Below are 24,409 nucleotides of genomic sequence, written 5' to 3'. Positions count from 1 at the left end.
ACTAAACAATACCAAATTCAAATCCTATCCCAAACTTAAAATCAGAAAATTTAAAGTTTTGAATATTCCAAACATAATAACCTTCAAGAATTAAAAAAGAAAATGAAAGCCTAGCACCAATATCCCAGCCCATTGTTCCTAATTCTGCTAAAACAGAATCTGCAGCAGCAGTAGCTATATTAATCTTAGGACCTGTGAAAAACGCTAAAGCTAAAACAAAAAAATCTAATTTTGTATAAAATCTCGGTGTTATCGCCATGATAAACGAGAAATTTTCATTCGCAGTTCCATCTGAACGCTTTATTGCTTTAAAAAAGTTCATGTCAAGCAAAAGCTCAAATCCAACAGAAATAAAATCATCAAATTTAGCACCAAATTGAGTATAAATCCCATATTTTAATCCAGCTTTAGCAATATTGGCCAAATCGGAAAAATTTTGGACTATATCTTCTTTTTCTATCAGGGATAAATTTGAAGGCGAATTTTGCTTAAGCTTTGCATTAATATCTAAAGCCTCATTATAAAAGCTTGAAAAGGGACTAACAGGAAAAGCGGCCCCACCACCAAAATTGAATTCAAAATTAGTATCTGTAAAACCATTAATCACAACGATCCCAAACAAACACAAGATTAAAACTTTAATCCTCATCATATACAAACTCTCCTACAAAAATTTACAAAAAATAAAACGGGGTTTATATTGCATACCTTATTATATAATAATTGTCATATAGTAAAAAAGTAAAAATTAAACAATTAACAATTAATTAAAAATTAACTCTTAATAACAGAAGAAACTATTTCTTCTGCACCACTTGGTATAGAATGATTTAGCTCTTTATATTTTAAAATATATTTTTTTGCATTTTTTTTATCGCTCTTTAAATGATAAATGTAAAAAATATTGAATAGGGCTTCTTTATTTGCAGGCGCAAATTCTAGAGTTTTCAAATAGTAAATCAAAGCATTATCTAAATCATTTTTCTTAAAGAATAAATATCCCTTCAAATTAATTAACAAAATATTTTCTGGATCTTTTTCTATAATGGAATTAAGTTTCAACTCAGCCTCTACATATTTTTTCAAATTAATGTAAGCTAAAATAAAATTGTAACTTGAATCATCACCAGCATTAATATTAAATTTAATAGATTTTTCATAAAGCAAAACAGAAGTCTCATCATTACCAAGCTCTTCATTTAATTTAGCAAGATTATAATATTCCCCTGATATATTTTGATATTCCCTAAAAATAGAGCTGCAAGACAAAATAAAAACAACAATAAATAACACTTTATGCATAAAAAATTTACCTGAATTCTCAATACTATTTAAAGCAGCAAAATAACACCAAATCTAATAACAACCAAAATATAAAACTTTAATGCCTCCAATGCTATTAAACTTTAAAATTAAATAGCCCATATTGATGATTATAAAATAAAATTACCACCCTAAAAGGCTAATTATAAATAGGCCCCCCTTCTGTTTAAAAACAAAAGGGCTTTAATACTATCTACCTATCTATCTAAAAAACAAATTAAAGCTTTTCTTGGTCATACTTATTAAATATGTTTTCTGTTAAATATTTACCAACTGATCTTTTGTCCTCAATAAGTTTAGATATTACACTAAAATGTCTTGGTTCAATCTTAAAATACTTATAAGCTCTTCCATCCTTAAAAAATACAGAAAGCTCAGACACAGAAGAATCATACCCTACCTGTGATATCTTGCTCAATTCATTAGATATTGTTAAAGTTTCCAACTCAAATTCCTCCAAATAATTATTTTAGGAGTATAATAATAAAGTAAGAGTTAATTCACCAAATAAAAAGTTTTAATCAATAAAATCAAAATCTACTAAATGATATATTCCCTATAATAAGGATATACATTAATACAACTTTAATCAAGCAAACTGCAAACATCACATAAATATTTTAATATTTAAAATATTTAGTAACATAAAATGCTATCGGATAGATTTTTAAAAAAAAATTTTGTAAAATTATTAAGATAGTTAATCTTTTACTCACATATCATCAGGAGGGACAATGTCCAATGGACTATAATAAATTAAGAAACATAGGTATTAGCGCTCACATCGACTCAGGGAAAACTACTCTTACAGAACGCATTCTTTTTTATTGCAATAAAATTCATGCAATTCACGAGGTAAAAGGCAAAGACGGAGTTGGAGCAACAATGGATTCAATGGAGCTTGAAAGAGAAAGAGGAATCACAATAGCGTCAGCTGCAACTCACGTTGAATGGAAAAATTTTCCAATAAATATTATTGATACGCCCGGTCACGTAGATTTTACAATTGAAGTTGAAAGATCTCTTAGAGTGCTTGATGGAGCAATATTAGTTCTTGATTCTGTTGCAGGAGTTCAATCTCAATCAATAACTGTTGATCGACAGCTTAAAAGATATGGTGTTCCTCGCCTTGCATTTGTAAACAAATGCGATAAAACTGGAGCAAATCCCCACAATGTAAAAGATCAACTAAGATTAAAACTTGACTTAAACTCTGTTTTAATGCAAATCCCAATTGGATTGGAAGACAAACATATTGGAGTTGTAGACCTTGTATTAATGAAAGCTTACTATTTTGAGGGAAAAGATGGAACAGAAATAATAGAAAAAGAAATACCCTCAGATCTATTAGAAGAAGCAAAAAATAAACGAGAAATAATGCTTGATACTCTTGCCGATTTTAATGATGAACTTATGGAATTGCACATGGAAGGAGAAGAAGTTCCCATTGAAATAATATACAATGCAATTAGAGCGGGAACATTGGCTTTAAAATTGTGCCCCGTATTTATGGGATCTGCTTATAAAAACAAAGGAGTGCAATTGCTCTTAGATGCTGTAACTAGATTTTTACCATCCCCTCATGACATAAAAAACACTGCTCTTGACCTCAATAATAACGAGAAAGAAATCGATCTTAAAATTGACAACGACCTCCCAACTGTTGCTCTTGCATTCAAACTTGAAGACGGACAATACGGTCAATTAACCTATGTCAGAATCTATCAAGGAACTTTAAAAAAAGGACAAGAACTTATCAACTCAAGAACTTCTAAAAAATTCAAAGTTGGAAGACTTATCAGAATGCACGCTAATAATACAGAAGATATTGAATTTGGGGGAAGCGGAGACATTGTTGCTTTATTTGGAATAGAATGTGCATCAGGAGACACATTTTGTGATCCATCAATCAACTATTCAATGACATCGATGTTTATTCCAGACCCAGTAATTTCTCTTTCTGTAAAACCGAAAGACAAAAAATCTGCTGATAATATGGCTAAAGCTCTTGGAAGATTTACAAAAGAAGATCCAACATTTAAAACTTATGTTGACATTGAATCAAACGAAACAATAATTCAAGGCATGGGAGAACTACACTTAGAGGTATACATTGAAAGAATGAAAAGAGAGTTTAAAGCAGAAGTTGAAACCGGAATGCCACAAGTAGCTTATAGAGAGACGATTACAGGAAAAGCTGAGTTCAACTACACTCATAAAAAGCAATCTGGGGGAGCTGGTCAGTTTGGACGAGTTGCTGGATTTATGGAACCTCTTAACCAAGAAGGAGAAACATATGAATTTGTTAACCTGATAAAAGGAGGAGTAATCCCAACAGAATACATCCCATCATGTGACAAAGGATTCCAAAAGGCAATGGAAAAAGGGACATTAATTGGTTTTCCAATAGTTGATATAAAAATCACAATCAATGATGGCCAATATCATATTGTTGACTCATCTGATATTGCATTCCAATTAGCAGCAATTGGTGCTTTTAGAGAAGCTTACGAAAAAGCAAAACCTACAATCCTTGAGCCAATAATGAAAGTTACCCTTGAAGGGCCTACTGAATTCCAAGGGAATATGTTTGGACTTTTAAACCAAAGAAGAGGAATAATAACAGGCTCACTAGAAGACGGGAGTTTTTCAAAGGTTGAAGCTGAAGTACCCTTAAGCGAAATGTTTGGATTTTCAACAGTCCTTAGATCCTCTACCCAAGGAAAAGCAGAATTCTCAATGGAATTCTTAAAATATGGGAAAGTTCCAAGCGCTATATTTGATGAACTTCGCAAAAAATTTAACGATCAAAACAAATCTAAACAATAATAAGGAGGCTTTATTATGATCGAATTAACACAAGAAAAACAAGAAATATTAATAAAAAACAAATTTTTAGCCAAAGTTTTTGGGCTTATGTCAATCGGACTTTTAATTTCAGCAATATTTGCATATGCAACCTCAGAAAATCAAACAATAAAAACAATAATATTCTCAAATCCAATGTCATTTATGGCTATAATACTTATACAATTTGGACTTGTATACGCAATAAGTGGCGCTCTTAATAAAATATCAAGCAACACCGCAACAGCCCTTTTCTTGCTATACTCAGCACTAATAGGAGTAACATTATCTTCTATATTCATGATTTATACACAAGGATCAATAGTATTTACATTTGGAATTACTGCTGGAACGTTTCTTGGAATGTCTTTTTATGGATACACTACAACAACAGATCTAACAAAAATGGGAAGCTATCTAATAATGGGCTTATGGGGAATCATTATTGCATCTCTTGTTAATATGTTTTTTAGAAGCTCAGGCCTTAATTTTCTTATATCTATTTTAGGCGTAATCATATTCACAGGACTAACAGCTTATGACGTTCAAAATATTGCTAAAATGGATAAAATGCTACAAGACGATACTGAAATAAAAAATAGAATGGCAGTTGTAGCATCACTTAAGCTTTATTTAGATTTTATAAATTTATTCTTATATCTTCTAAGATTTTTGGGCCAAAGAAGAAACGACTAAAATAACAATAAAAAAACATATTTTTATGAAAAATTAAATCAAAAATGAATGCTTTAAGTTATGGGCATTCATTTTTAGAGGTTCCAATGAGCATAGATAGCTTAGAATTCGAAGAAAGCAATACTCAAAATGTAATTAAAAAAAATTTTGAATTTGAAGGATATGTTGAAAGCAATAAACCAATAATAATAGAAGGAAATCTTAAAGGCTTAATAAACTCATCAAACTCAATCTATCTAAGGGAAAAAGCTAATGTTGAAGCGGAAATAAAATGCCAACACTTACTAAATCATGGAAAAATAAAAGGAAATATTGAGGCTTTAAAAACAATTAAAATCTATAAAACCGGCAAATTAATAGGAAACATTAAAACTAAAGAACTTTTTATTGATTCTGGAGCAATATTTAAGGGGAATTGCGAAATGGAGGATTTTGAAGAATGAATTTTTTTTTTCTATTACAAATGACTTTAATTCTGCTATCCAATTTAAGCTTATTATTCGGACAATCACAGATTAAAGAAAAAGAAGACTCTCTTCTTCTCTATAAAGAAGGAAAATTTAAAGAAGCTATTTTAAATACGTTAGAAGAAATTCGTTTAAATCCTAGCAACTTAGATGCTAGAACAATATTGATATGGAGCTTAATAGCTATAGGAGAATACAAAAGAGCCGAAAAAGAAGCGATTGTGGGTCTTGGCATTAAAAAATATGACATAAGAATTATTCAAGCGCTAGGAGAAGCTTATTTTTTCCAAAAAAATTATGAAAATGCATTAAAATACTTTCAAGAATATATTAGCCTTGATTCTAAAGGAGCAAGAATAATAAAAGTTTATAATTTGATTGCAGATTGTTTCTATGAGCTAAAAAGATATAATGAAGCAGATTTTGCATACGAACATGCATTACGATTTGCCCCTAATAATCAGAATTTATTAATAAAGTTAGCAAGATCAAGAATAAATGCAAAAAATAAAATATTAGCAGAAGAAACACTAATTAAACTTCTTGCGATCTCTCCTAACAATCTAGAAGCAAAAAATTTACTAGAAGAATTAAAAAAAAGCAACAGTAAACCTTGACATTCGATTTATAAAAATTTATTCTTATTATTAGCAAATTAATAAAACGGGCTGCTAGCTCAAGTGGTAGAGCAGCGGACTCTTAATCCGTGGGTTACAGGTTCAAGCCCTGTGCAGCTCAAATTGTTAAGTACCTTTTTGGTATAAATTGTCAATTTTTTATGCTAATTTAACTTGACATTATTGGAAATTGAATATATTATTACTTTTGGTGGTCGTAAAATGACTTTTGGGCTCATAGCTCAGGTGGTAGAGCAGCGCCCTTTTAAGGCGTTTGTCGTAGGTTCGAGTCCTACTGAGCTCACTTTTGTCCTCTTCGTCTATCGGTCAGGACTCCAGGTTTTCATCCTGGCAAGAGGGGTTCGATTCCCCTAGAGGATGTTTTTTAAAGAAGAATTATATTTAACTTATTAGATTTTACTACACATAAGCTATTCAGGTATTAATACTATTTCTGTTTTTTCCTTAAGATTAATCTTTTTAAAAAGTTTGTTTATCAAATCTTTGCTTAGATTTGTTTCTATAAACTTAACACCAAAATCATTTTTAAATACTCCGTGCCAGGATAATGATGCCAATATATTTGAAATCCAATAACTATTTTGATCTGAATTTATCTTTGTATTTTTAATATAATTTTTCTTAACATAAGAAAAATCTTTATCATTAAAATCTATTTTTTGCCTTTCGATCATATAGCGATTAATAGAATTTAAAACATTATCCAGCTCTTTAGGCTCAGTAGTAAAAAAAATAGACAAAATACCATCGGAATCTACATATTTTCTTAATTTGGAATCAAAAAAAGCTTGAATTGCATAAACACTAGACATTTTTTCTCTAATATTTTTTATAAGGCCATCCGTTAAAAGATCCGCTAAAGCATTTAAATTTAATGAGATCTCTTCTAAATAAGAAAATTTAAAAGGATAAATCACATAAGCAAAGCTAGTTGAATCTTTCCCCTTCCTTACAACTATTTTATCAAAATTTTTACTGTAAGAGTAATCTAAATCTTTATACTCGCTTATTTTTTTAAAGCTAAGATTACCTAAATATTTTTTTGAATAAGCTTTTATTGTCTGAATATCAGAATCTCCAACAAAGACAAACTTAAAATTATTTGCATAAGTAAACCTTTTCTTATAAAAAGATAAAATATTTTCTTTTGTAAAATACTGTAAATCACTATCTTTTACATCTTCAAATCTAGGATCATTATTGTTTAAAAATTTACTAATAGCTTTTTGAAAATGATATTTAGAACTATTTTCATTACTTTTTATCAATGCTTTTATATTATTAACAGCATTTTGCAAAAAAACATCATCTATTTTGGGTTCCTTAAAAGTCAAATATATAAGCTCAAAAAGAGTTTTAAGATTTTTTTTATCTGAACTTCCAAAAATATATGATTCTTGAGCTCCAACACCAACATTTAAAGAAACAGCTTTATCTGACAAATATTTTTCAATTTGCAATGCAGAATAATCACCGTACCCTGAACCAGATACTACTTCGGGCGCAAAAGTTAAAACGGGTATAAGTTTTAAATCCTCATTGATTAAACCACCCCAAGAAGTTGCTCTAAAGTCGACTACACCCTTATTTTGATCATTATATTTAAAATAAACTTCAACCCCATTTTCAAGAACAAATGATGAAATTTCATTTTCAAACTCATTTTCTCTAATAATATCTTTATTATCTAAAGACTTCTTAAAAAATTTACCTTCAATTGAAGAGTTTTCATAAGGCTTAAACTCTCTTTTTAAAGCTATCTTTTGAAGATTATTAATGTCTTCAAAAGACAAAGTAGGATGCACTTTCCCATGATAAGAATAAAAAATTGCACAATTTTTCACATCAAACTCTCTTGCTACAAGATTGTTTATTATCTTTAAATCAATTTTTTCTAAATATTGAAAAGAAAGATCATAATATTCGCTCATATCAAATTTATTAGAACCACTAATAGCAATTTCTATTAAATCTTCAAAAATAGTCCACGAATTTGTTTTATTTATATTATTTTTCCCTAATTCTAAAAATTTGAAGAATTGAGATCTAACTTTTTCAAACTCGCCCTGGGTAAATCCAAATTTTCTTATTCTCTCAAGCTCATAAAAAAAATCCTCTATTCCTTCCTTAAAATAGTCTGGATTAAAGTTTAAGGAAATTGATCTTGCAATAATAGTGTTGTTATCTGATTTAAATGAAAAAAAATCTCCATTTGAAACATCTTTAAAATGCTTTATTCCAGAAGTCTTTAATTCAGAAAATCTATTTTCAAAAAGAGAAGTCAATAAAGACTTTTTAATAGCATTTAAAACGTTATTCTTGGTCTGTTCTACATTAGCAATTCTCTTTTCAAGAAACATTAAGCTGGGCTCCCCTACTTCCAAATCCTCTAAAAGTAAAAACTTATCTTTAAGCTTTACATCTAAATTTACTTTTATCCTTTTAATTTTATTATCAGTTGGATTTTTCCAAGAAATAAATTGCTTCTTTATTTTCTCTTCAATTTCTCTAGGATCAATATCTCCTACCACAATAACACTTGCAAGTTCTGGCCTATACCACTTTCTATAAAATTTTTTGAAATCTTCTGGTTGAAAAGACAAAATCTGTTCTTCAAGTCCAATAGGACTTCTAAATTCATAAATACTTCCGCTTACCAAAAACTCATATATTTTCTCATAAACCCTTCTAGGATAAGTTTCGCCAAGCCTTTTTTCCTCGATAATAATATTGCGCTCTAAGTCTATTTCTTCTTTCATGAAGCTAATTTGAGAAGCCCAATTCCTCAAAATATTTATAGATTCATCAATTTCATTTTTATTATTACCGTCTGACAAATCAAGTCTATAATAAGTGAAATCAAAACCAGTAGCGGCATTAATATCAGAACCAAATTGCATTCCAAATTTTTTAAGAACATCAACAATGGAATTACCTGGATAATCTTTTGTACCATTAAAAGCCATATGTTCAAGATAATGAGCAATACCTCTCTGATTATCTTCTTCATTAATAGAACCCACATTAAAAACAATCCCCATATTAACAGCATTCTTTGGAATTTGATTTTTATAAATAAAATACCTCAGTCCATTAATAAGCTTTCCCTTTACTAAATTTTTATCTAGCTTTAACTCATTAGAAGAAACACATGAAAACAAAAAAAATAGAAAAACACTTGTAAATTTACAATAATTTTCAATTCTTTGACAATTCATTTACACGCCCTCTTATTGAATTTATTTTTTCAGAATAAATTTTATTTAATGCTTTTAAAATAGATGAAAATCCAAAATCATTCCAATCTTTTAAACTCTTTAGCTTAGAAACTGGAAATAGTTCATAAAATAAAAACAATAACTCTCCTTTGCTTAATTTTGGAAGATCATTTAAGTAAACGTTTTTATTAAAATCTTCAAGATAAACAAAAGGATTTGATCGCCTATCTAAAAGAAATTTATTTAAATTAGGCATTATAATGCTTTTATTATAAATTTCAATAGTAGTATATTCACTTGGAATATCATTATAAAAATCATTATTCAAAAAAGAATCTAAAATAACAAATTTACTATCCTTAACACCTACATTTCTTCCATCTAAAGTCTTTAAAAGCCCATCCTTACTAATATGAACTAAAGCATTTAAATTCTTTGTAGCATTAAAAATAAGCCTTGCATTGTTATAGACCTTAGATTGTCTTAAATGCTTAATATTACTATCTGATGCTAATTCTTTGTCATTTTTTGATAATAAATTTATATTTTTTTCTTTTAACGCCTTATAAGCTAATTCAATATACTTTGAAGCACAACTATTTGCCAAAGTCAGTTGCTCTTTATTTAGCAAATTAATAATAAACAGCAATTCTTCCTTTTCAAGACTACGATAAAAATCAAAATCATTTAAATCAATGCCAAAACTAAAAGTAGTGCTAAATATTAAACAAAAAATTGTAATGTTTTTTTTCAATCTAGCTTCCCCTCTTTAACTAACTATATCAGCCAACTCTAAAAAAACAGGACAATGATCGCTTCCCATTACTTTGTCCAAAATTAGAGATTTTTTAACATTTCTCTTAAAAAATTCATTAACAATAAAATAATCAATTCTCCAACCCATATTTCTCTCCCTAGCTCTTGTTCTATAGCTCCACCAAGTATAATAACCAGGCTCCTTATTAAATATTCTAAATGTATCTACATATCCTTTGTTCAAAAAACTATCTAACCAAGTAGTTTCTTCAATATAATATCCAGGCGAGTCTCTATTAGAATCAGGATTCATAAGGTCAATCTCAGTATGAGCAATATTAAAATCACCACAAATTACTACATTTTTCCCAGCATTTACAAAAGAATCCATAAGATTCTCAACATAAGATAAAAAATCAAGTTTATAAACAAGTCTTCTTCTTAAAGCTTGAGAATTGGGAAAATAACCGTTAATCAATACAAAATCATCGTAGTATGCTATAAGACCTCTACCTTCATTGTCAAAAATTTCTTTTCCAAGTAAATTTACAGCAATAGGCTTAACTTTGGAGTAAATGCAAACACCACTATAGCCTTTAAGCTTTGACCTTGAAAAATAAGAATAATAATTTTCAAGAATTAAATTCCTTGGCAATTGCTCTCTCAAAGCTTTGGTTTCTTGAACGCATAAAATATCTGGCTTATATTCTTTTACAAACTCAAGGAAACCTTTCTTTAAAACAGCTCTAATTCCATTTACATTCCATGAAATTAATTTCATAAATCCTCTTTAAATTTAAATCAAACATAAACCTTTAATCCATCATAAGCCAAATAGATATTGTCTTTTCCCAAATAATCAAATTCTTCATGCATTATATCATGTGCAATATGTGTAAAATAAGAAATTTTAGGATTGATTTTTTTAACCTCACAAAAAGCCTCTGAAAAATTTAGATGAGCAGGATGGGGTTTAATCCTTATAGCATCTATTATAAGTAGATCTAAATCCTTTAAATAATCATAGGACGCTTCAGGAATAAATTTAACATCAGTAAGATACGCTAAATTGCCTATCCTATAACCTAAACTAACTATCTCTCCATGAATCAAAGGAATTGGCACTATCTTTAGGCCTTTAAAAAAAATAGGCTCAAAATCTCTAATCACATTGGGAATAATGTCAGCCTTTCCACTTACAGAAGGTTTTGATGAAAAATTATGAGAAAAAGCATTCATTATGTGAACCATAGTAGTATCTCTAGCATAAATGTTTAAAGGAGCCTCCCGTGTATAAAACTTAATATCATCAAGCCCCATAATATGATCATAATGTTCATGGGTGTAAAGCACTAAATCAAGCTTATCTATATTCTCTCTTAAAAGTTGTTGTCTAATGTCAGGACCTGTATCAATCAACAATTTAATGCCAGAAGATAGATTGAGAAAAAAAGAGCTTCTCAACCTTTTATTTTTGCTAAAACTAGAAACACAGACTCTACAGCTACAATTTAACATGGGAACTCCACTTGAAGCACCAGTTCCTAAAAAGGTTCCAACCATATGTTCCTACCTTTCGCCTGTAACCTTAATCTATTTTAACACAACATTTTATATTAAACAAAAATAAACTCCCTTAATAAAAAACTCCTTTAAATCTAAAATTAAATTAAAACTATTTAATAAGCAATTATTAAAACTATTTTGGAAAAAACACTTTTATGCTTATAATTATTTAAGGAAAAATTATTTTTATGGATACGCAAATTTATGAACTCATTTTCTTAACCAGCTTTAGCATATTTTTAATAGTAAATTTATTTAATTTTAAAAAAGAATTTACTTATGAAGACTACTTCATAATGTTCCCAGGTACATTTTTTATAATAACTTTATACTTCACAGAAATCACTCCATTAATGTTATATATTGGCAGTATATTCTTAATCTTTATGGCAATCATCTTCTTTAAAAACATAAAAACAATAATAAATAGAAGAAGAAGAAATAACATAAAGCCTATAAAACAATCAAAAGGAATATTTCTTTCAATTTTGCTAAAAACAATTCTTGTAATGCCTGCTATTTTAACTGTTATTATTGCAACCATTTTTTCATACTTAGCGCTTTTTGTAAATTATCCCAAAGATGAAAACAATAACTATCAAATTGGATTCACAAGAATTAAAGATCACAAAAATGATTTAAACTTATCGATTTGGTATCCTGTAAGCTTAACATTGGGCCTAAAAAAACAAAATCCATTTCTTTTGTACGAATTTAATCCTTTTTTCATAAACGAAATGAATTATTTACCAAAACAAAATAATATATATAAAAAAGCCTTTATTAGCGATAATCAAAAAATATATGATTCTATTTTAATTATACTTCCTTATTATTCTCACGATTCAATGTTCAAATCCCTAATCAGCAAGCTTGTTAAAAAGGGGAAAATTGTTTATTTATATTCACCAAAATATAAACATATGAAAAGCTACGACTTTATTAAAAATAGCCACAAAAGCATATTTAGCTATGTAATCAATAAAAGTATTAGCTATTTAATTGAACCTGTCAATATTCTTAATGAAAAAGCTGATATCGCATCTACTGAAAATGATATTCAAAACATTATTGAACTAGTAAAATCAAGCCAAAATTTAAAATTTTTAAATTCAAAAATGAACCTTAATAAACTAACGTTAATTACAATGGGAAATCAAGCAAATATTGCTAATTTTATCCTTGCTAAAAATACAAACATAACAAAATATATCAATATAGGAGGCAAACCGCAAACAATAAAAAATTTAAAAAATTTACAACTAATCCTAAAAGAAAATGAAAAAGAACTACTCCTTATAAAAACTACTAATCCAAATTCTATAAAGCTAATAAACATAAGCAACATTGCAGAAATTTCTGACCTTATTTTTAGCAGAAACTATTTAAAAAGTTTCAATTTTTTAAAAAACAAAAAATCAATGCTATCAAGATTCAATTCTATAGTTACTGAAATTAATAAATTTATTGAAGAGGAAAAATAATAATGATAAAAAAATTCTTGCTATTTACAATGATCAACATACTCCTAACAAGTAAGACTCATAGTAATAAAGAGGTAATCGAAATAAGTACTGAAATACAAAAAGAAAAATATATTCCCTTTTTAATAAGTAGGGGCAAAACTCAACTGGAAGACCTTGTAAAATATACTCTAGAAATAAATCCAGACCTTGACAAAAACTATGTAAATACTATTGCTAAAACCTACATAGACGAATCTTTGATTGAAGGTATTAATTATGACATTGCCTATGCTCAAATGCTACTAGAAACAGGCATTCTAAAATTTAATGGGATAGTCTCAAAAGAACAACACAATTTTTCGGGCATAGGCGCTACTAATAATCTTACAAAAGGAAATTCTTTTTCCAATATTAAAGAAGGGATTAAGGCCCATATTCAACATTTAAAAGCTTACGCATCAAAACAAAATATTAACTCAAATATAGTTGATCCTAGATTTTATCTCGTTGAAAGAGGATCTGCTCCAACAATATATGATTTAACTGGAAAATGGGCAAAAGACAAATTTTACGATAAAAAGCTTAAAAAAATATTATTAGAACTATTAGAATATAATAATGCAAATAAAAGCTAAAAACTCGCTATATGATTTTCTAGAAGAAATATATCTAAAATACAATAAAAAAAAATTTATACATCCTGATCCTTTAGAATTTTTATATAGGTATAAAAAAAAAGAAGACATTGAACTTGTAGGCCTAATTAGTTCTTCATTGTCACTTGGAAGAGTAGAAAAAATTTTAGAAGCAATAGAGAGAATACTCAAACCACTTGGCAAATCTCCTTCTGAGAGCCTTAAGCTAGTAAATGAAAAAGACTTAAAAGAAATGTTTAAAGGATTTGTTTATAGATTCTTTAAAGAGAAGGACATTGTAAGGCTACTATATACCCTCAAGACAATAAAAGAACAGCATCATACGCTTGAAAATCTTCTTCACAGTATTTATTATAAAAATCAAAATTTTATACTTAGTATAGATGAACTAATAAAGCATATGGAAAAAATAAATGGGAGAGAATTTGGAATGTTACTTCCAAAGCCTTCAAAGGGAAGTTCTTGTAAAAGACTTTTTTTATTCTTAAGATGGATGATACGAAAAGACGCCGTCGATTTGGGTATTTGGAATAAATTCAATCCCAATAAGCTTATAGTGCCAATGGATACTCATATGACAAGCATAGCATCAAAACTATTTAAAATCAAAGAAATAAAAAACGTAAATCTTAAAAAAGCAATAAAAATCACAAGCTATTTTTCAAAAGAAAATAACGAAGATCCTGTAAAATATGATTTTTCTTTAACCAGATTTGGAATAAATAGAGATTTTAATAAAGAAAAATTACTAAAAAACATTGATAAACTATAAAGCTTTAGTTAAAAACTCTTTGAAATAAGAACTACTTAAATTATTTAAATAAAACACCAATATAACAATAAAATAAAAAAGGAAAATCTATAAATAATCTTAAAGAAAAGATAAATACTTATAACTGATTATGTAGACATCTACTATACGCTGGAGTAAAAGCGATTTTGACCTTATAGTAGGGTTCGGCAAGAAAAGTCATGTATAATCAAACTTGAATTCATTTAAAGCGAAAATTAATGACGAAACATACAAAAAAATTACATCAATCTTAGATGATTTTAATCATCTAACAAAAAGTTTCCCAAATTTATTTAATAAAAAAATTTAAAACTTTATAAAAATAAATATTTCAATTAATAAACTTAAAAAACAATAGAATTTCCTAAAATTCTAACACCTTCTACAGTTAAATGAATATTAAAAATAAACTCTATTTCAATTAGTGGCAAAAGTAGGCTTGCATTACCTCCAGTAATTATCAAATTAAATTCTTTTTTATACATCTTTTTAATATCCTGGTAAACACCTTCTATTAAATACTTATATTGATAAAACAAACCGCTATTTACACTCCCAGACGTAGTTCTCTCTAAAAGATTGCTAGGAGTACTTATGGGGAATTTCTTTAAAAGATATGCATTATCTAATAAAGAATTAAAATTTATTAAAGGACCAGAATTAATAAGACCGCCAAGTATTCCATCCTGCCTACTAACAGCAAAAATAGTACAAGCTGTTCCAAGATCTACTACCAAAACATTTTCCAATAAATAATTTTCAATAGCTGCAACCAGATTAGCAAAAACGTCTGAACCTAACAAAAATTTACCACTTTTGTAAGGATCAAATGTTAAATCATATTTTAAATCAAAACTAATAAACAGGGATTTTATCTTAAAAAAAGAAAAAATGACTTTTTCAAATATCCCGTTAAGAACAGGAACAACGCTACTTATAAAAACTCGACTTACATTAAAATCAAAATTTTCCTCAAAAAAACTATAAACCTCATCGTGTCTTAACATAAGATTTGTTTTCATTTTAATAAATAAATCAATTTTATTATTCTTAAATACAGCAAAAGCAATGCTGGTATTCCCAATGTCAATGATCAATTCTGATAATAAAGGCTTATTCATAAATATTTATTTTTTTTGGAGCTTTGTCAAATCTTAATAAAAGATTAACGATTTTCTTTTTCTTAGGCGTTGTTTTAATGACCAAAATTTTATGCAAAGGATAATACTTCCAACCATCAGAATATGTATAAAACTTATAATCTGTAAACCAATCAATTTCCCTAAATCTAACTAAAGTTGGATTTAAAATATTCCCAAAAAATATATAGTTTGAATAATTAATCTCTTGATCAAAATCAATTACGACCTTGGAATTAGTAATTTCACGATTTAAAACTCCAGAAGCAGCATATATCCATCTAATAGATTCATGTCCAGTAATGAAAATAAATTGGGGCATATATTGATTATCAATAATATCAGAATAATAGCTTTCATAAGGAATTCCTTTGACATGATCACTAATTAAAGAATAATAAATCATATTAAATGAAAGCTTTAATATTAAATTATCTTTCAAATAAGATGCTATTCTTTTAAGAACACCAGAAATCTTTAATACATATTCAACAACATCAGATGAATTAATATTATTATTATTATTTAAAATATACACTTTTCCTTCATCCGTAACACCAAATAAAGTAAATACAAACTTATAAAGCTCCTTTTTAAAATTTAAATAAACAAAATCATCATTGTTAATCTTAAGAAAAGTAAGATAATTAGAGAGAATGTTATATACTTGGCTAAAATCAAAATTAGAACTTAATATTTTTTTAGGATCTTTGAGAAGATTTAAAGCATCATTTAATTTGGAAACATTTTCTGATAAAAAAATTTTTTCCAAAAGACGAGAATCCTCCTTTAAATAAACAATAAGTCTGTCTTTTTCAAGAGAGTCAATAAAAGTTTTATTTCTTGATAAATAAGAAAAAAATTTATCAATTTGATCTGAATTAGCATAATAATTTAAACTTAAATAAGTAAGTTTATGTTCATTCTTAACCAATAAAGAATCTAATTTTAAAAATATTGATTCGTAATCTCCTCTAATTAAAGATTCTGCTAAAAAACAAACCATTAGATTTTCATTAAAGCTATAAGCTCCGTACTTAAGCCATCCTCCCCTTGAAACATTAAAATTAACAGGATTGTTCCAAAAATCATAAGCACTTTGTCTAAAATTATTTAAAGTATCATTAAAAATTTTATTATCCACCTCTTTAATTTTTGAATGAATAGCAGAATGATCTAATATATTGGTTAGATTGCTATCTATAATGGAACTTGGAATATTTTTCTTTGGTGGCTTGATATAAATAGCATTACCAATTCTAAATGTTGCTCTAGGAAAAATTAAAATATCTTTTTCTCTTAGCTTTACATTTTCTCCTAAAAAGACTTTATATTCTAAATTATCTCCTTGTCTTATTGAAATATTAGACTTATCAAATAAAACTTCATAATGGTCTTCAACTTCATAGCTTAACAAAAAGCTCTTAGAAAGATTTGATTCAATAATAAAATTATTTTCTGAATCAAACAAAAATCCTAGAAAAATATTATTCTCAAAATAAACATAAATACCCATGTCTTGCACTTTATAAGAGATAGGTAAAAGATTTAACCCCGTTTCTAAAACAATAAGTGGATTAAGTTTGGACAAAAGCATTCTAAGTCCTCTAACATTAACAACAATATCATTTAAAATATATTCACTATTTTCAACCTTATTATTTACTTCTAATTTTATATCTTTTAGAAAAAAAATATTTAAGTTTAAATTCCTAAATTGTAAAAAAATAACAACAAATAATATTAAAATACCAAGCAATAAATTAAAAGCTCCTGCCCTTAAAAACCCTTTCATATGATGATTCTAATCATAAAAAATCAAAATATCAATATTGATTGAATAAAAACAAAAAAAATAATAAAATGTATAGGTTGGTTATCTGAATGGGAGTGAAATTTATGAAAATTCCTAAGAATTATATTCCAGGAACAAATCCTTACAAGTCTTTACCTAAAAAGCCTGTTATTGAAAACAAGAAAAAAATTACTAAAAAACAAGAGCAAATTAATTTAGAAATTATGAAATCGCAAGAGCGTATTTTGAAGTTATATATGAGACGCTTGCAAAAAAAAGATCAAATAACTCTTCAAAATTTTATTCTAGAAGGACATAAAGTTGGTTCCAAAATTTTCAACAATTTACCAAAAACATTAAAAGAAATAGTAGCTTTAATGAATATAGAGTCATTGAAAGTGCTAAAAAAAAATACAAAAAATCCAATTAAAATGCTTTACATAAAATTTTCAAGCTGGACCTTAAATAAGCTAATAAAAACACTCGACATTGAATCTAATAGAAATAGAACTATAAAACGTAAATAACAATTTAAAAATTCTTTTTAAGAATCTTACTTATTAAATTTTTTATTTGCGACTTTTCTTACAATGTCTATTGTTACAATGTCTATTGTTAATTTACTATCAGAATAAATAAAAAAATCTTTCAAGGACCATCTTTTTGCTTATTAGGCTCTAAAAATGACATTAAATCTGGGGATATCTAATGTCATTTTATTGCTATAATAAAATTCACCAACTATGTCTAAGTTACTTCCAATAGCTAAAATGCTGCAAATATCCCAAAGTCCTAAAAAGAAAAATAGGCCTTTTAATAACATGTAAAAAGCACAGCAAAAGGATAAACACAAAATCCATTAATATGAGAATAAATATTAAGATTAAATGACCTTACAATAAACTTTGAAACTGCAAGCAAAGCATAGATATTGTAACATTCAGAATTAGTAAAAACAAACTTATTAAAAGCTTTTCTTAAAAAGATAGTTACCAATGTTTTTTTCACATAAATACATTATTTTTATAGGTAATAAAAAACTCTCCGCTTAAAGAAAAGGAAATAATACACTCAATAATTTTGCCACCACTAACACGCGCTAGTGATATTCTATATTAAAGAAGGTCTACTGTAAAGAATAAATTCTGTCAATCGGATCAATAATAAAAGTACTTTCTGAGAGTGCCTCATCTTTGACATACTATTCTTCATAAATAGATATTGTCTTTTCCCCAAAAATAAAATTGCCAAATTTTTTGATTTCTTTAAATAAAAATTGCTTAATCTGATTATCAACCTAAATTACAATAGACTCATCATATTTAAAATCTAAGCTTAATTTAACACAACCACTTAATGAAAGCCTAGTTGAATCATTTAACAAAAATGAAATTTTTTAAAATCCCATACCATAATATAATATATATATCGCTTATAAATTCAATAAACAATTATTGACATAATTTAATAGCATATCATTAATTAGATTTTTAAAAAAAAAGAATTCAAAAAACTAAGCACTCTTAATAATTTCAAACCATATTATTCAAAATAGGAATTGAAAGTTCAAATCCAAAGGTTTTTTTTGAAATCTTAACTATAGGAGCTCCTTGTCTTCTTTTGTATTCATTTTTAAAATAAAGATTTAAAACTTTATCAACTACACCTTTTTCAAAATTAAGATAAATTGAATCTAGAGATTCATTATCAATCAAATATTTATTTAAAATAAAATCAAGAACTTCATATTTTGGAAGATAATCACTATCTTTTTGATCAGCCCTTAACTCTGCCGAAGGCTCCTTTAAAATAATATTAGTAGGAATACATTGATCAAACTTTGCGTTAATATAATTTGCAAGATCATAAACCTCAGTCTTAAAAAGATCTCCAATCAAAGCAAGTCCCCCACAAGTATCCCCATAAAGGGTACAATATCCAACCGCAATCTCGCTTTTATTACCAGTATTTAAAAGCAAAGAATTTTGAGAATTACTATAAGACATTAATAAAAGTCCCCTTAACCGCGCTTGTAAATTTTCTCCAGTAACGCCTTTAACATCAAAATACCCTTCAAGAAATCTACTACCTACCTCAAACAAGTCTTTTATTGGCATTTCAATCAATTTAAAACCTAATTTTCTAGAAAGCTCTTTAGCATCAGAAATAGAATCTGTTGATGAAAATTTACTAGGCATAGAAATTCCAGTAACATTCTCAGAGCCCAAAGCAAAACATGCAAGACACGCAACAAGAGCAGAATCAATACCCCCAGATAACCCAAAATGCACTTTAGAAAATCCCGAACAATAAATATATTCTTTTAAGACAAGAGATATTGCTAAAATAATCTTTTCAAAAAGCTCATTACATGCATCAAATTTCAAATCTTGAAATGCATCATTAGATATAAAATCAAATTCAAAACCTTTGGCTTTTTTTATCTTTCCAAAACTATTAATAAAAAAGCTACACCCATCGTAAACTGCAGAATCTTCAGCTCCATAAAAATTTGAATAAACAACCTCCAAATTATTCTCAACAGCAACTTTCTCAAAGAATTTTAGCCTAAGATTATTCTTTTTCTTAGTGAAATAAGATTTGGACGGTATTATTAAATACTGAGCCTGCTTTAAATTCTCACCAAATTCAGGACTTAAGTCTTCAAACAATAAAGCATCCTCAAAATTTAATACAGCAAATACAGTGTCCTTATAAGTAAAAAAACTGGGTAAATTGCATTGTAATACAGTTAGAATAACTTTATGATTACTAATGACAGAAACAACATCTACAAATTTACCGCCCCCCTTATAAACACTATATCCAAAAACAATTAAAGTGCTCCCATTAACCTGTTCTCTCATAAATTCAATGCACTTACATATATTTTGAGAATACTTAGAACGAACAAAAAGCCCACCATGCTTAGCCTTGCTTAAAAACATAGAGGGGAAAACTAAAACGTCTGATCCCCTTTGCAAGGCTTTCTCATAATTAATTTTAAAATCAGAAATACATTCATCAAAATCTAAAAATCTATATTTCGTTTGAGCAATGCTTATTTTCATAGGTAAATAATAAGCAATAATACATCAAATTACAACAAAAAAAGCTTAATGCCTTGCAAAGCCAATGCTCATCTATATTTTAACAATACCCTGAAATTAGGAAGTATATATAGACACACCAAAAATAAATAAAATCAAAAAATGATATCAAAAATTTTTTTGTCAAAATAAAAAAATAAAATTTTTTATTTTTTTATTTTGACAAAAAAATACACACCGACATTTTATTGAATAAAAATATGTATCAATACAACACTATTACTAAAAGCTTAAGAAAAATATATATCTTGCAAATGCTCAAAATGAATCAATTTTGATAAATTCTTAGAAAGAAAAAAATTTGTATTTTTTTTTTTAAAAAGATAAAATGCTTTATCAAAGGAGGAAAAATGGAAAAAAAAGAAACTAAAAACGAAACCGAAAAAGCCAATAAACAAGATAATAAAAATACAAAATCTCAAAAAAAAGAAAACTTAAATTCGGTAAATTCTGATAAAAAAATTACCGAGCTTGAAAATGAAATCTCCAATCTTAAAGATTTGTATTTAAGAAAACAAGCAGAATTTGAAAACTTTAGAAAAAGATTAGAAAAAGAAAAAGACAATTTTGTTAAATTTGCAAATGAAACCATAATGAAAGATGTCGTTAATTTTCTTGATAACCTAGAACGAGCTATCAACTCTTCAAAAAAATCAAAAGATTTTGACAATCTATTAACAGGAATCAGCATGATTGAAAATGAAATACTGTCAATCTTTGATAAAAAATATAATTTAAAAAAATTTGGAGAAAATGGCGAAAATTTTGATCCAAGTCGTCATGAAGCAATAAGTATTGAAGAAAAAGAAGATCTTAAAAATCCAGAGATAGTAGAAGTATATCAAAAAGGATATTGCTACAACGACAGAATATTAAGAACAGCAAAAGTTAAAGTTGCTCAAAGTAAAAATTAATTAGAAAAAAGGAGGTTTATAATATGGGCAAAATAATAGGTATTGACCTAGGAACAACAAACTCATGCGTAGCTATAATGGAGCATGGCAAACCAGTTGTAATACAAAATTCAGAAGGAGGAAGAACTACTCCATCTATTGTTGCCTACACAAATAAAGGCGAAAGACTTGTAGGACAAGTTGCAAAAAACCAAATGGTTACAAACCCTGAAAACACAATTTATTCTATTAAAAGATTTATGGGAAGAAGATTTGAAGAGGTTGCAAGCGAAATCAAAATGGTTCCTTATAAAATAGAAAAGGGACTAAATGGCGATGCACGAATAAACATTTCTAATATAAAAAAGCAAATGTCGCCACCTGAAATCTCAGCAGCAACTCTTACAAAGATGAAAGAAACAGCAGAAGCTTACTTGGGTGAAAAAGTTACAGAAGCTGTAATTACAGTCCCTGCTTACTTTAATGATGCTCAAAGACAAGCTACAAAAGATGCTGGTAAAATAGCAGGACTTGAAGTAAAAAGAATTGTTAACGAACCAACCGCAGCTGCTCTTGCTTATGGAATTGAAAAAAAACACGAAGAGATTGTTGCTGTTTACGATCTTGGTGGGGGAACATTTGACATTTCAATATTGGAGCTTGGAGATGGTGTTTTTGAGGTAAAGTCAACCAATGGAGACACACATCTTGGAGGCGACAATTTTGACGATGAGATAATAAAGCACTTAATTTCAGAATTCAAAAAAGAAAGCGCTATTGATTTGTCAAATGACAAAATGGCACTTCAAAGACTAAAAGAGGCCGCCGAAAAAGCAAAAATAGAACTTTCAGGTGCCCAAGAAGCTTCAATAAATCTTCCATTTATTACAGCAGATGCAAACGGCCCAAAACACCTACAATACACCCTAACAAGAGCAAAATTCGAACAAATGGTAGACCATTTGGTTCAAAAAACAAAAGAACCATGCCTTAAAGCTATTAAAGATGCTGGGCTTAAAGCTTCTGACATCAATGAAGTAATACTTGTAGGCGGATCAACAAGAATTCCTGCTATTCAAAAAATTGTAAAGGATATATTTGGGCAAAATCCCAACAAAGGAGTAAATCCAGATGAAGCTGTAGCAATTGGAGCTGCTATTCAAGGTGGTATTTTAACCGGAGAAACTAAAGACATGGTTCTCCTTGATGTTACTCCACTCTCACTAGGAATAGAAACTCTAGGTGGTGTGATGACCAAACTTATTGAACGAAACACTACAATTCCCACAAAAAAAAGTCAAGTTTTCTCAACAGCCGCTGACAATCAAACCTCTGTTGATATTAAAGTTCTTCAAGGTGAACGCGAGATGGCAGCACAAAATAGAATACTTGGTAATTTTATACTTGATGGAATACCAGCAGCACCAAGAGGAGTGCCTCAAATTGAAGTTAGCTTTGATATTGACGCTAATGGAATAGTTCACGTGTCTGCAAAAGATATGGGAACAGGCAAAGAACAGAAAATTAGAATTGAATCATCATCAGGGCTCTCTGAATCAGAAATAGATCGCATGGTAAAAGATGCAGAAGCTCATGCAGAAGAAGATAAAAAATTAAAAGAAAATATTGAGACTAAAAATACAGCTAATTCTTTAATTTATCAAACAGAAAAATCATTAAAAGAATATTCTGAAAAAATTTCAAGCGAAGACAAAGAAGCTATTGAAAATAAAATAAAAGAATTAAAAGAAAGTCTTGAAAAAGAAGACATTTCACTTATAAAATCTAGAACAGAAGAACTTCAAAAAGCTTCTTATAAAATAGCTGAGATGATGTATAAAGATTCTTCCCAGCAAAATGCAACCAACCAACAAGAAAATGGTACCCAAAGCAATACAAGCGAAGAAGGGAAAGAAGCTGATTACGAAGTTGTTGACGAGGATAAAAAATAGTGAAAAAAGATTATTATGAAATTTTGGGGCTCTCAAAAGGAGCCTCAAAAGATGAAATAAAAAAAGCTTATAGAAAAATAGCAATTAAATATCACCCCGACAGAAATCAAGGAAATGAAGAGGCCGCTTCCATCTTTAAAGAAGCCACTCAGGCTTACGAAATTTTAATAGATGACAATAAAAAAGCCAAATATGACAGATTTGGGCATTCAGCTTTTGAAGGAGGGGGATTTGAAGGATTTTCAGGTGGATTTAGTGGATTTTCAGACATCTTTGAAGATTTTGGTGATATTTTTGATTCATTTTTCAGCGGAAACAAAGGACAAGAAAAAAACAGAAAAAATGCAAAAGGCGAAGATATAGGATATAACATAGAAATATCCCTTGAGGATGCATACTTTGGTTACAAAAATAATATAAACATAACAAGACAAGTATTATGCCATTCTTGTTTAGGAAAAAAATCCGAAAAAGGCACAAGTCCTTCGATATGTAACATGTGTAATGGCAGCGGAAGAGTAGTACAAGGCGGAGGATTTTTCAGAGTTACAACAACATGTTCTAAATGCTACGGTGAAGGCAAAACAATATCAAACCCTTGTAAATCTTGTAAGGGAAAAGGAAGCCTTACAAAGCAAGAAACCATTCAATTAAACATTCCTTCGGGCATTGATAATAACCAACAAATAAAAATGAAAGGCAAAGGAAATGTTAATCCAAACAACCAAGAATATGGGGATCTTTATGTAAAAATATTGATAAGATCTCATAAAATATTTAAAAGAAATGGCAAAGATCTTTATGCAATGCTCCCAATAAGCTTTACTCAAGCAGCCCTTGGAAAAGAAGTAAGAATAAAAACAATTGCTTCAAAAGAGATTAAGATACAAATTCCAAAAGGAATAGAAAATGAAGAACAAATTTTAATTAAAAACTCAGGAATGCCCATTCTTCAAACAGAAAAGTTTGGAAGCTTAATATTAATTACCAAAATAAAAACACCTAAAAATTTAAATTCTAATGCAATCAAACTTTTTGAAAACTTGAGCAAAGAATTAAGAGATGGTGATGAAATAGATTTACTCAAAGTATAA

At 28.2% G+C, this 24,409-nt stretch carries 20 protein-coding genes, 2 tRNA genes and 2 pseudogenes; 14 read left to right on the top strand and 10 right to left on the bottom strand.

The window, feature by feature from the left end:
* Position 1: 1 nt before the first annotated feature.
* From QIA31_RS03235 to QIA31_RS03225, 3 genes are all read right to left on the bottom strand, one after another.
* Positions 2-652, bottom strand: coding sequence for a hypothetical protein (locus tag QIA31_RS03235; RefSeq protein ID WP_301394228.1), 651 nt, complete (start codon positions 650-652; stop codon positions 2-4).
* Positions 653-774: 122 nt separating this feature from the next.
* Positions 775-1,302 carry a tetratricopeptide repeat protein gene (locus QIA31_RS03230; protein WP_151073581.1) on the bottom strand — a complete coding sequence of 176 codons (528 nt, stop codon included), beginning with the start codon at positions 1,300-1,302 and terminating at the stop codon, positions 775-777.
* 238 nt (positions 1,303-1,540) lie between these two features.
* Positions 1,541-1,768, bottom strand: coding sequence for a KTSC domain-containing protein (locus QIA31_RS03225; protein ID WP_004789464.1), 228 nt, complete (start codon positions 1,766-1,768; stop codon positions 1,541-1,543).
* 296 nt (positions 1,769-2,064) lie between these two features.
* Between QIA31_RS03225 and fusA the strand changes: the two genes are divergently transcribed.
* The 6 genes from fusA (at position 2,065) to QIA31_RS03195 (ending at position 6,254) form a co-directional block, all read left to right on the top strand.
* A complete protein-coding gene (gene fusA, locus QIA31_RS03220; RefSeq protein ID WP_301394227.1) occupies positions 2,065-4,152 on the top strand; it encodes an elongation factor G in 2,088 nt (695 codons plus the stop codon).
* Positions 4,153-4,167: 15 nt separating this feature from the next.
* Entirely contained in the window at positions 4,168-4,866 is a 699-nt protein-coding gene (locus QIA31_RS03215) for a Bax inhibitor-1/YccA family protein (RefSeq protein WP_301394226.1), read from the top strand.
* Between the two features lie 44 nt (positions 4,867-4,910).
* Complete coding sequence (locus QIA31_RS03210) at positions 4,911-5,309, top strand: bactofilin family protein (RefSeq protein WP_301394225.1); 399 nt, start codon at positions 4,911-4,913, stop codon at positions 5,307-5,309.
* Positions 5,306-5,950, top strand: a complete 645-nt coding sequence (locus QIA31_RS03205; protein WP_301394224.1) for a tetratricopeptide repeat protein — start codon at positions 5,306-5,308, stop codon at positions 5,948-5,950. The genes QIA31_RS03210 and QIA31_RS03205 overlap by 4 nt, the downstream gene beginning before the upstream one ends.
* 48 nt (positions 5,951-5,998) lie before the next feature.
* Positions 5,999-6,071: transfer RNA gene (locus tag QIA31_RS03200), tRNA-Lys, on the top strand.
* Positions 6,072-6,181: 110 nt separating this feature from the next.
* Positions 6,182-6,254: transfer RNA gene (locus tag QIA31_RS03195), tRNA-Lys, on the top strand.
* 127 nt (positions 6,255-6,381) lie between these two features.
* On the opposite strand, the gene QIA31_RS03190 is transcribed toward QIA31_RS03195, so the two are convergent.
* Genes QIA31_RS03190 through QIA31_RS03175 form a run of 4 tightly spaced genes read right to left on the bottom strand, consistent with a single transcriptional unit; the run spans position 6,382 to position 11,508 of the window.
* Complete coding sequence (locus QIA31_RS03190) at positions 6,382-9,189, bottom strand: M16 family metallopeptidase (RefSeq protein WP_301394223.1); 2,808 nt, start codon at positions 9,187-9,189, stop codon at positions 6,382-6,384.
* Positions 9,170-9,943, bottom strand: a complete 774-nt coding sequence (locus QIA31_RS03185; protein WP_301394222.1) for a hypothetical protein — start codon at positions 9,941-9,943, stop codon at positions 9,170-9,172. The genes QIA31_RS03190 and QIA31_RS03185 overlap by 20 nt, the downstream gene beginning before the upstream one ends.
* A 15-nt stretch (positions 9,944-9,958) precedes the next feature.
* A complete protein-coding gene (xth, locus tag QIA31_RS03180; protein ID WP_301385698.1) occupies positions 9,959-10,726 on the bottom strand; it encodes an exodeoxyribonuclease III in 768 nt (255 codons plus the stop codon).
* A gap of 20 nt (positions 10,727-10,746) precedes the next feature.
* Positions 10,747-11,508 (bottom strand): MBL fold metallo-hydrolase, encoded by a 762-nt coding sequence (locus QIA31_RS03175; protein ID WP_301385697.1) that lies wholly within the window; start codon positions 11,506-11,508, stop codon positions 10,747-10,749.
* A 191-nt stretch (positions 11,509-11,699) separates the two neighbouring features.
* Here QIA31_RS03175 and QIA31_RS03170 point away from each other — a divergent pair, with 191 nt between their 5' ends.
* From QIA31_RS03170 to QIA31_RS03155, 4 genes and pseudogenes are all read left to right on the top strand, one after another.
* Positions 11,700-12,995, top strand: a complete 1,296-nt coding sequence (locus tag QIA31_RS03170) for a hypothetical protein (protein WP_301394221.1) — start codon at positions 11,700-11,702, stop codon at positions 12,993-12,995.
* Positions 12,996-12,997: 2 nt separating this feature from the next.
* Positions 12,998-13,612: a glucosaminidase domain-containing protein gene (locus QIA31_RS03165; protein WP_301394220.1), complete on the top strand. Its 615-nt coding sequence runs from the start codon at positions 12,998-13,000 to the stop codon at positions 13,610-13,612.
* Positions 13,596-14,405 carry a TIGR02757 family protein gene (locus QIA31_RS03160; RefSeq protein WP_301394219.1) on the top strand — a complete coding sequence of 270 codons (810 nt, stop codon included), beginning with the start codon at positions 13,596-13,598 and terminating at the stop codon, positions 14,403-14,405. The genes QIA31_RS03165 and QIA31_RS03160 overlap by 17 nt, the downstream gene beginning before the upstream one ends.
* A gap of 175 nt (positions 14,406-14,580) precedes the next feature.
* Positions 14,581-14,736 (top strand): annotated as a pseudogene (locus tag QIA31_RS03155) (aldo/keto reductase); the annotation flags it as partial.
* Between the two features lie 21 nt (positions 14,737-14,757).
* Here the strand turns inward: QIA31_RS03155 and QIA31_RS03150 are convergent.
* Positions 14,758-15,547 (bottom strand): annotated as a pseudogene (locus tag QIA31_RS03150) (type III pantothenate kinase).
* Entirely contained in the window at positions 15,540-17,360 is a 1,821-nt protein-coding gene (locus QIA31_RS03145) for a hypothetical protein (RefSeq protein ID WP_301394217.1), read from the bottom strand. The pseudogene QIA31_RS03150 and the gene QIA31_RS03145 overlap by 8 nt, the downstream one beginning before the upstream one ends.
* 104 nt (positions 17,361-17,464) lie before the next feature.
* Between QIA31_RS03145 and QIA31_RS03140 the strand changes: the two genes are divergently transcribed.
* The gene (locus QIA31_RS03140) at positions 17,465-17,887 is read left to right on the top strand and encodes a hypothetical protein (protein ID WP_301394216.1); all 423 of its coding nucleotides are present in this window, start codon (positions 17,465-17,467) and stop codon (positions 17,885-17,887) included.
* 1,005 nt (positions 17,888-18,892) lie between these two features.
* On the opposite strand, the gene nadE is transcribed toward QIA31_RS03140, so the two are convergent.
* Positions 18,893-20,431, bottom strand: a complete 1,539-nt coding sequence (gene nadE, locus QIA31_RS03135) for an NAD(+) synthase (RefSeq protein ID WP_301394215.1) — start codon at positions 20,429-20,431, stop codon at positions 18,893-18,895.
* Between the two features lie 389 nt (positions 20,432-20,820).
* Between nadE and grpE the strand changes: the two genes are divergently transcribed.
* Genes grpE through dnaJ form a run of 3 tightly spaced genes read left to right on the top strand, consistent with a single transcriptional unit; the run spans position 20,821 to position 24,409 of the window.
* Positions 20,821-21,384, top strand: coding sequence for a nucleotide exchange factor GrpE (grpE, locus tag QIA31_RS03130; protein WP_151060162.1), 564 nt, complete (start codon positions 20,821-20,823; stop codon positions 21,382-21,384).
* A gap of 23 nt (positions 21,385-21,407) precedes the next feature.
* Positions 21,408-23,315, top strand: a complete 1,908-nt coding sequence (dnaK, locus tag QIA31_RS03125) for a molecular chaperone DnaK (RefSeq protein WP_301394214.1) — start codon at positions 21,408-21,410, stop codon at positions 23,313-23,315.
* Entirely contained in the window at positions 23,315-24,409 is a 1,095-nt protein-coding gene (gene dnaJ / locus QIA31_RS03120; RefSeq protein WP_301394213.1) for a molecular chaperone DnaJ, read from the top strand. The genes dnaK and dnaJ overlap by 1 nt, the downstream gene beginning before the upstream one ends.

It is taken from the genome of [Borrelia] turdi, assembly GCF_030439285.2.
Classification (GTDB): Bacteria; Spirochaetota; Spirochaetia; order Borreliales; family Borreliaceae; genus Borreliella; species Borreliella turdi.
Note: the sequence above shows the minus strand (reverse complement) of the source record. Positions and strands in the feature narration are given on the sequence as shown.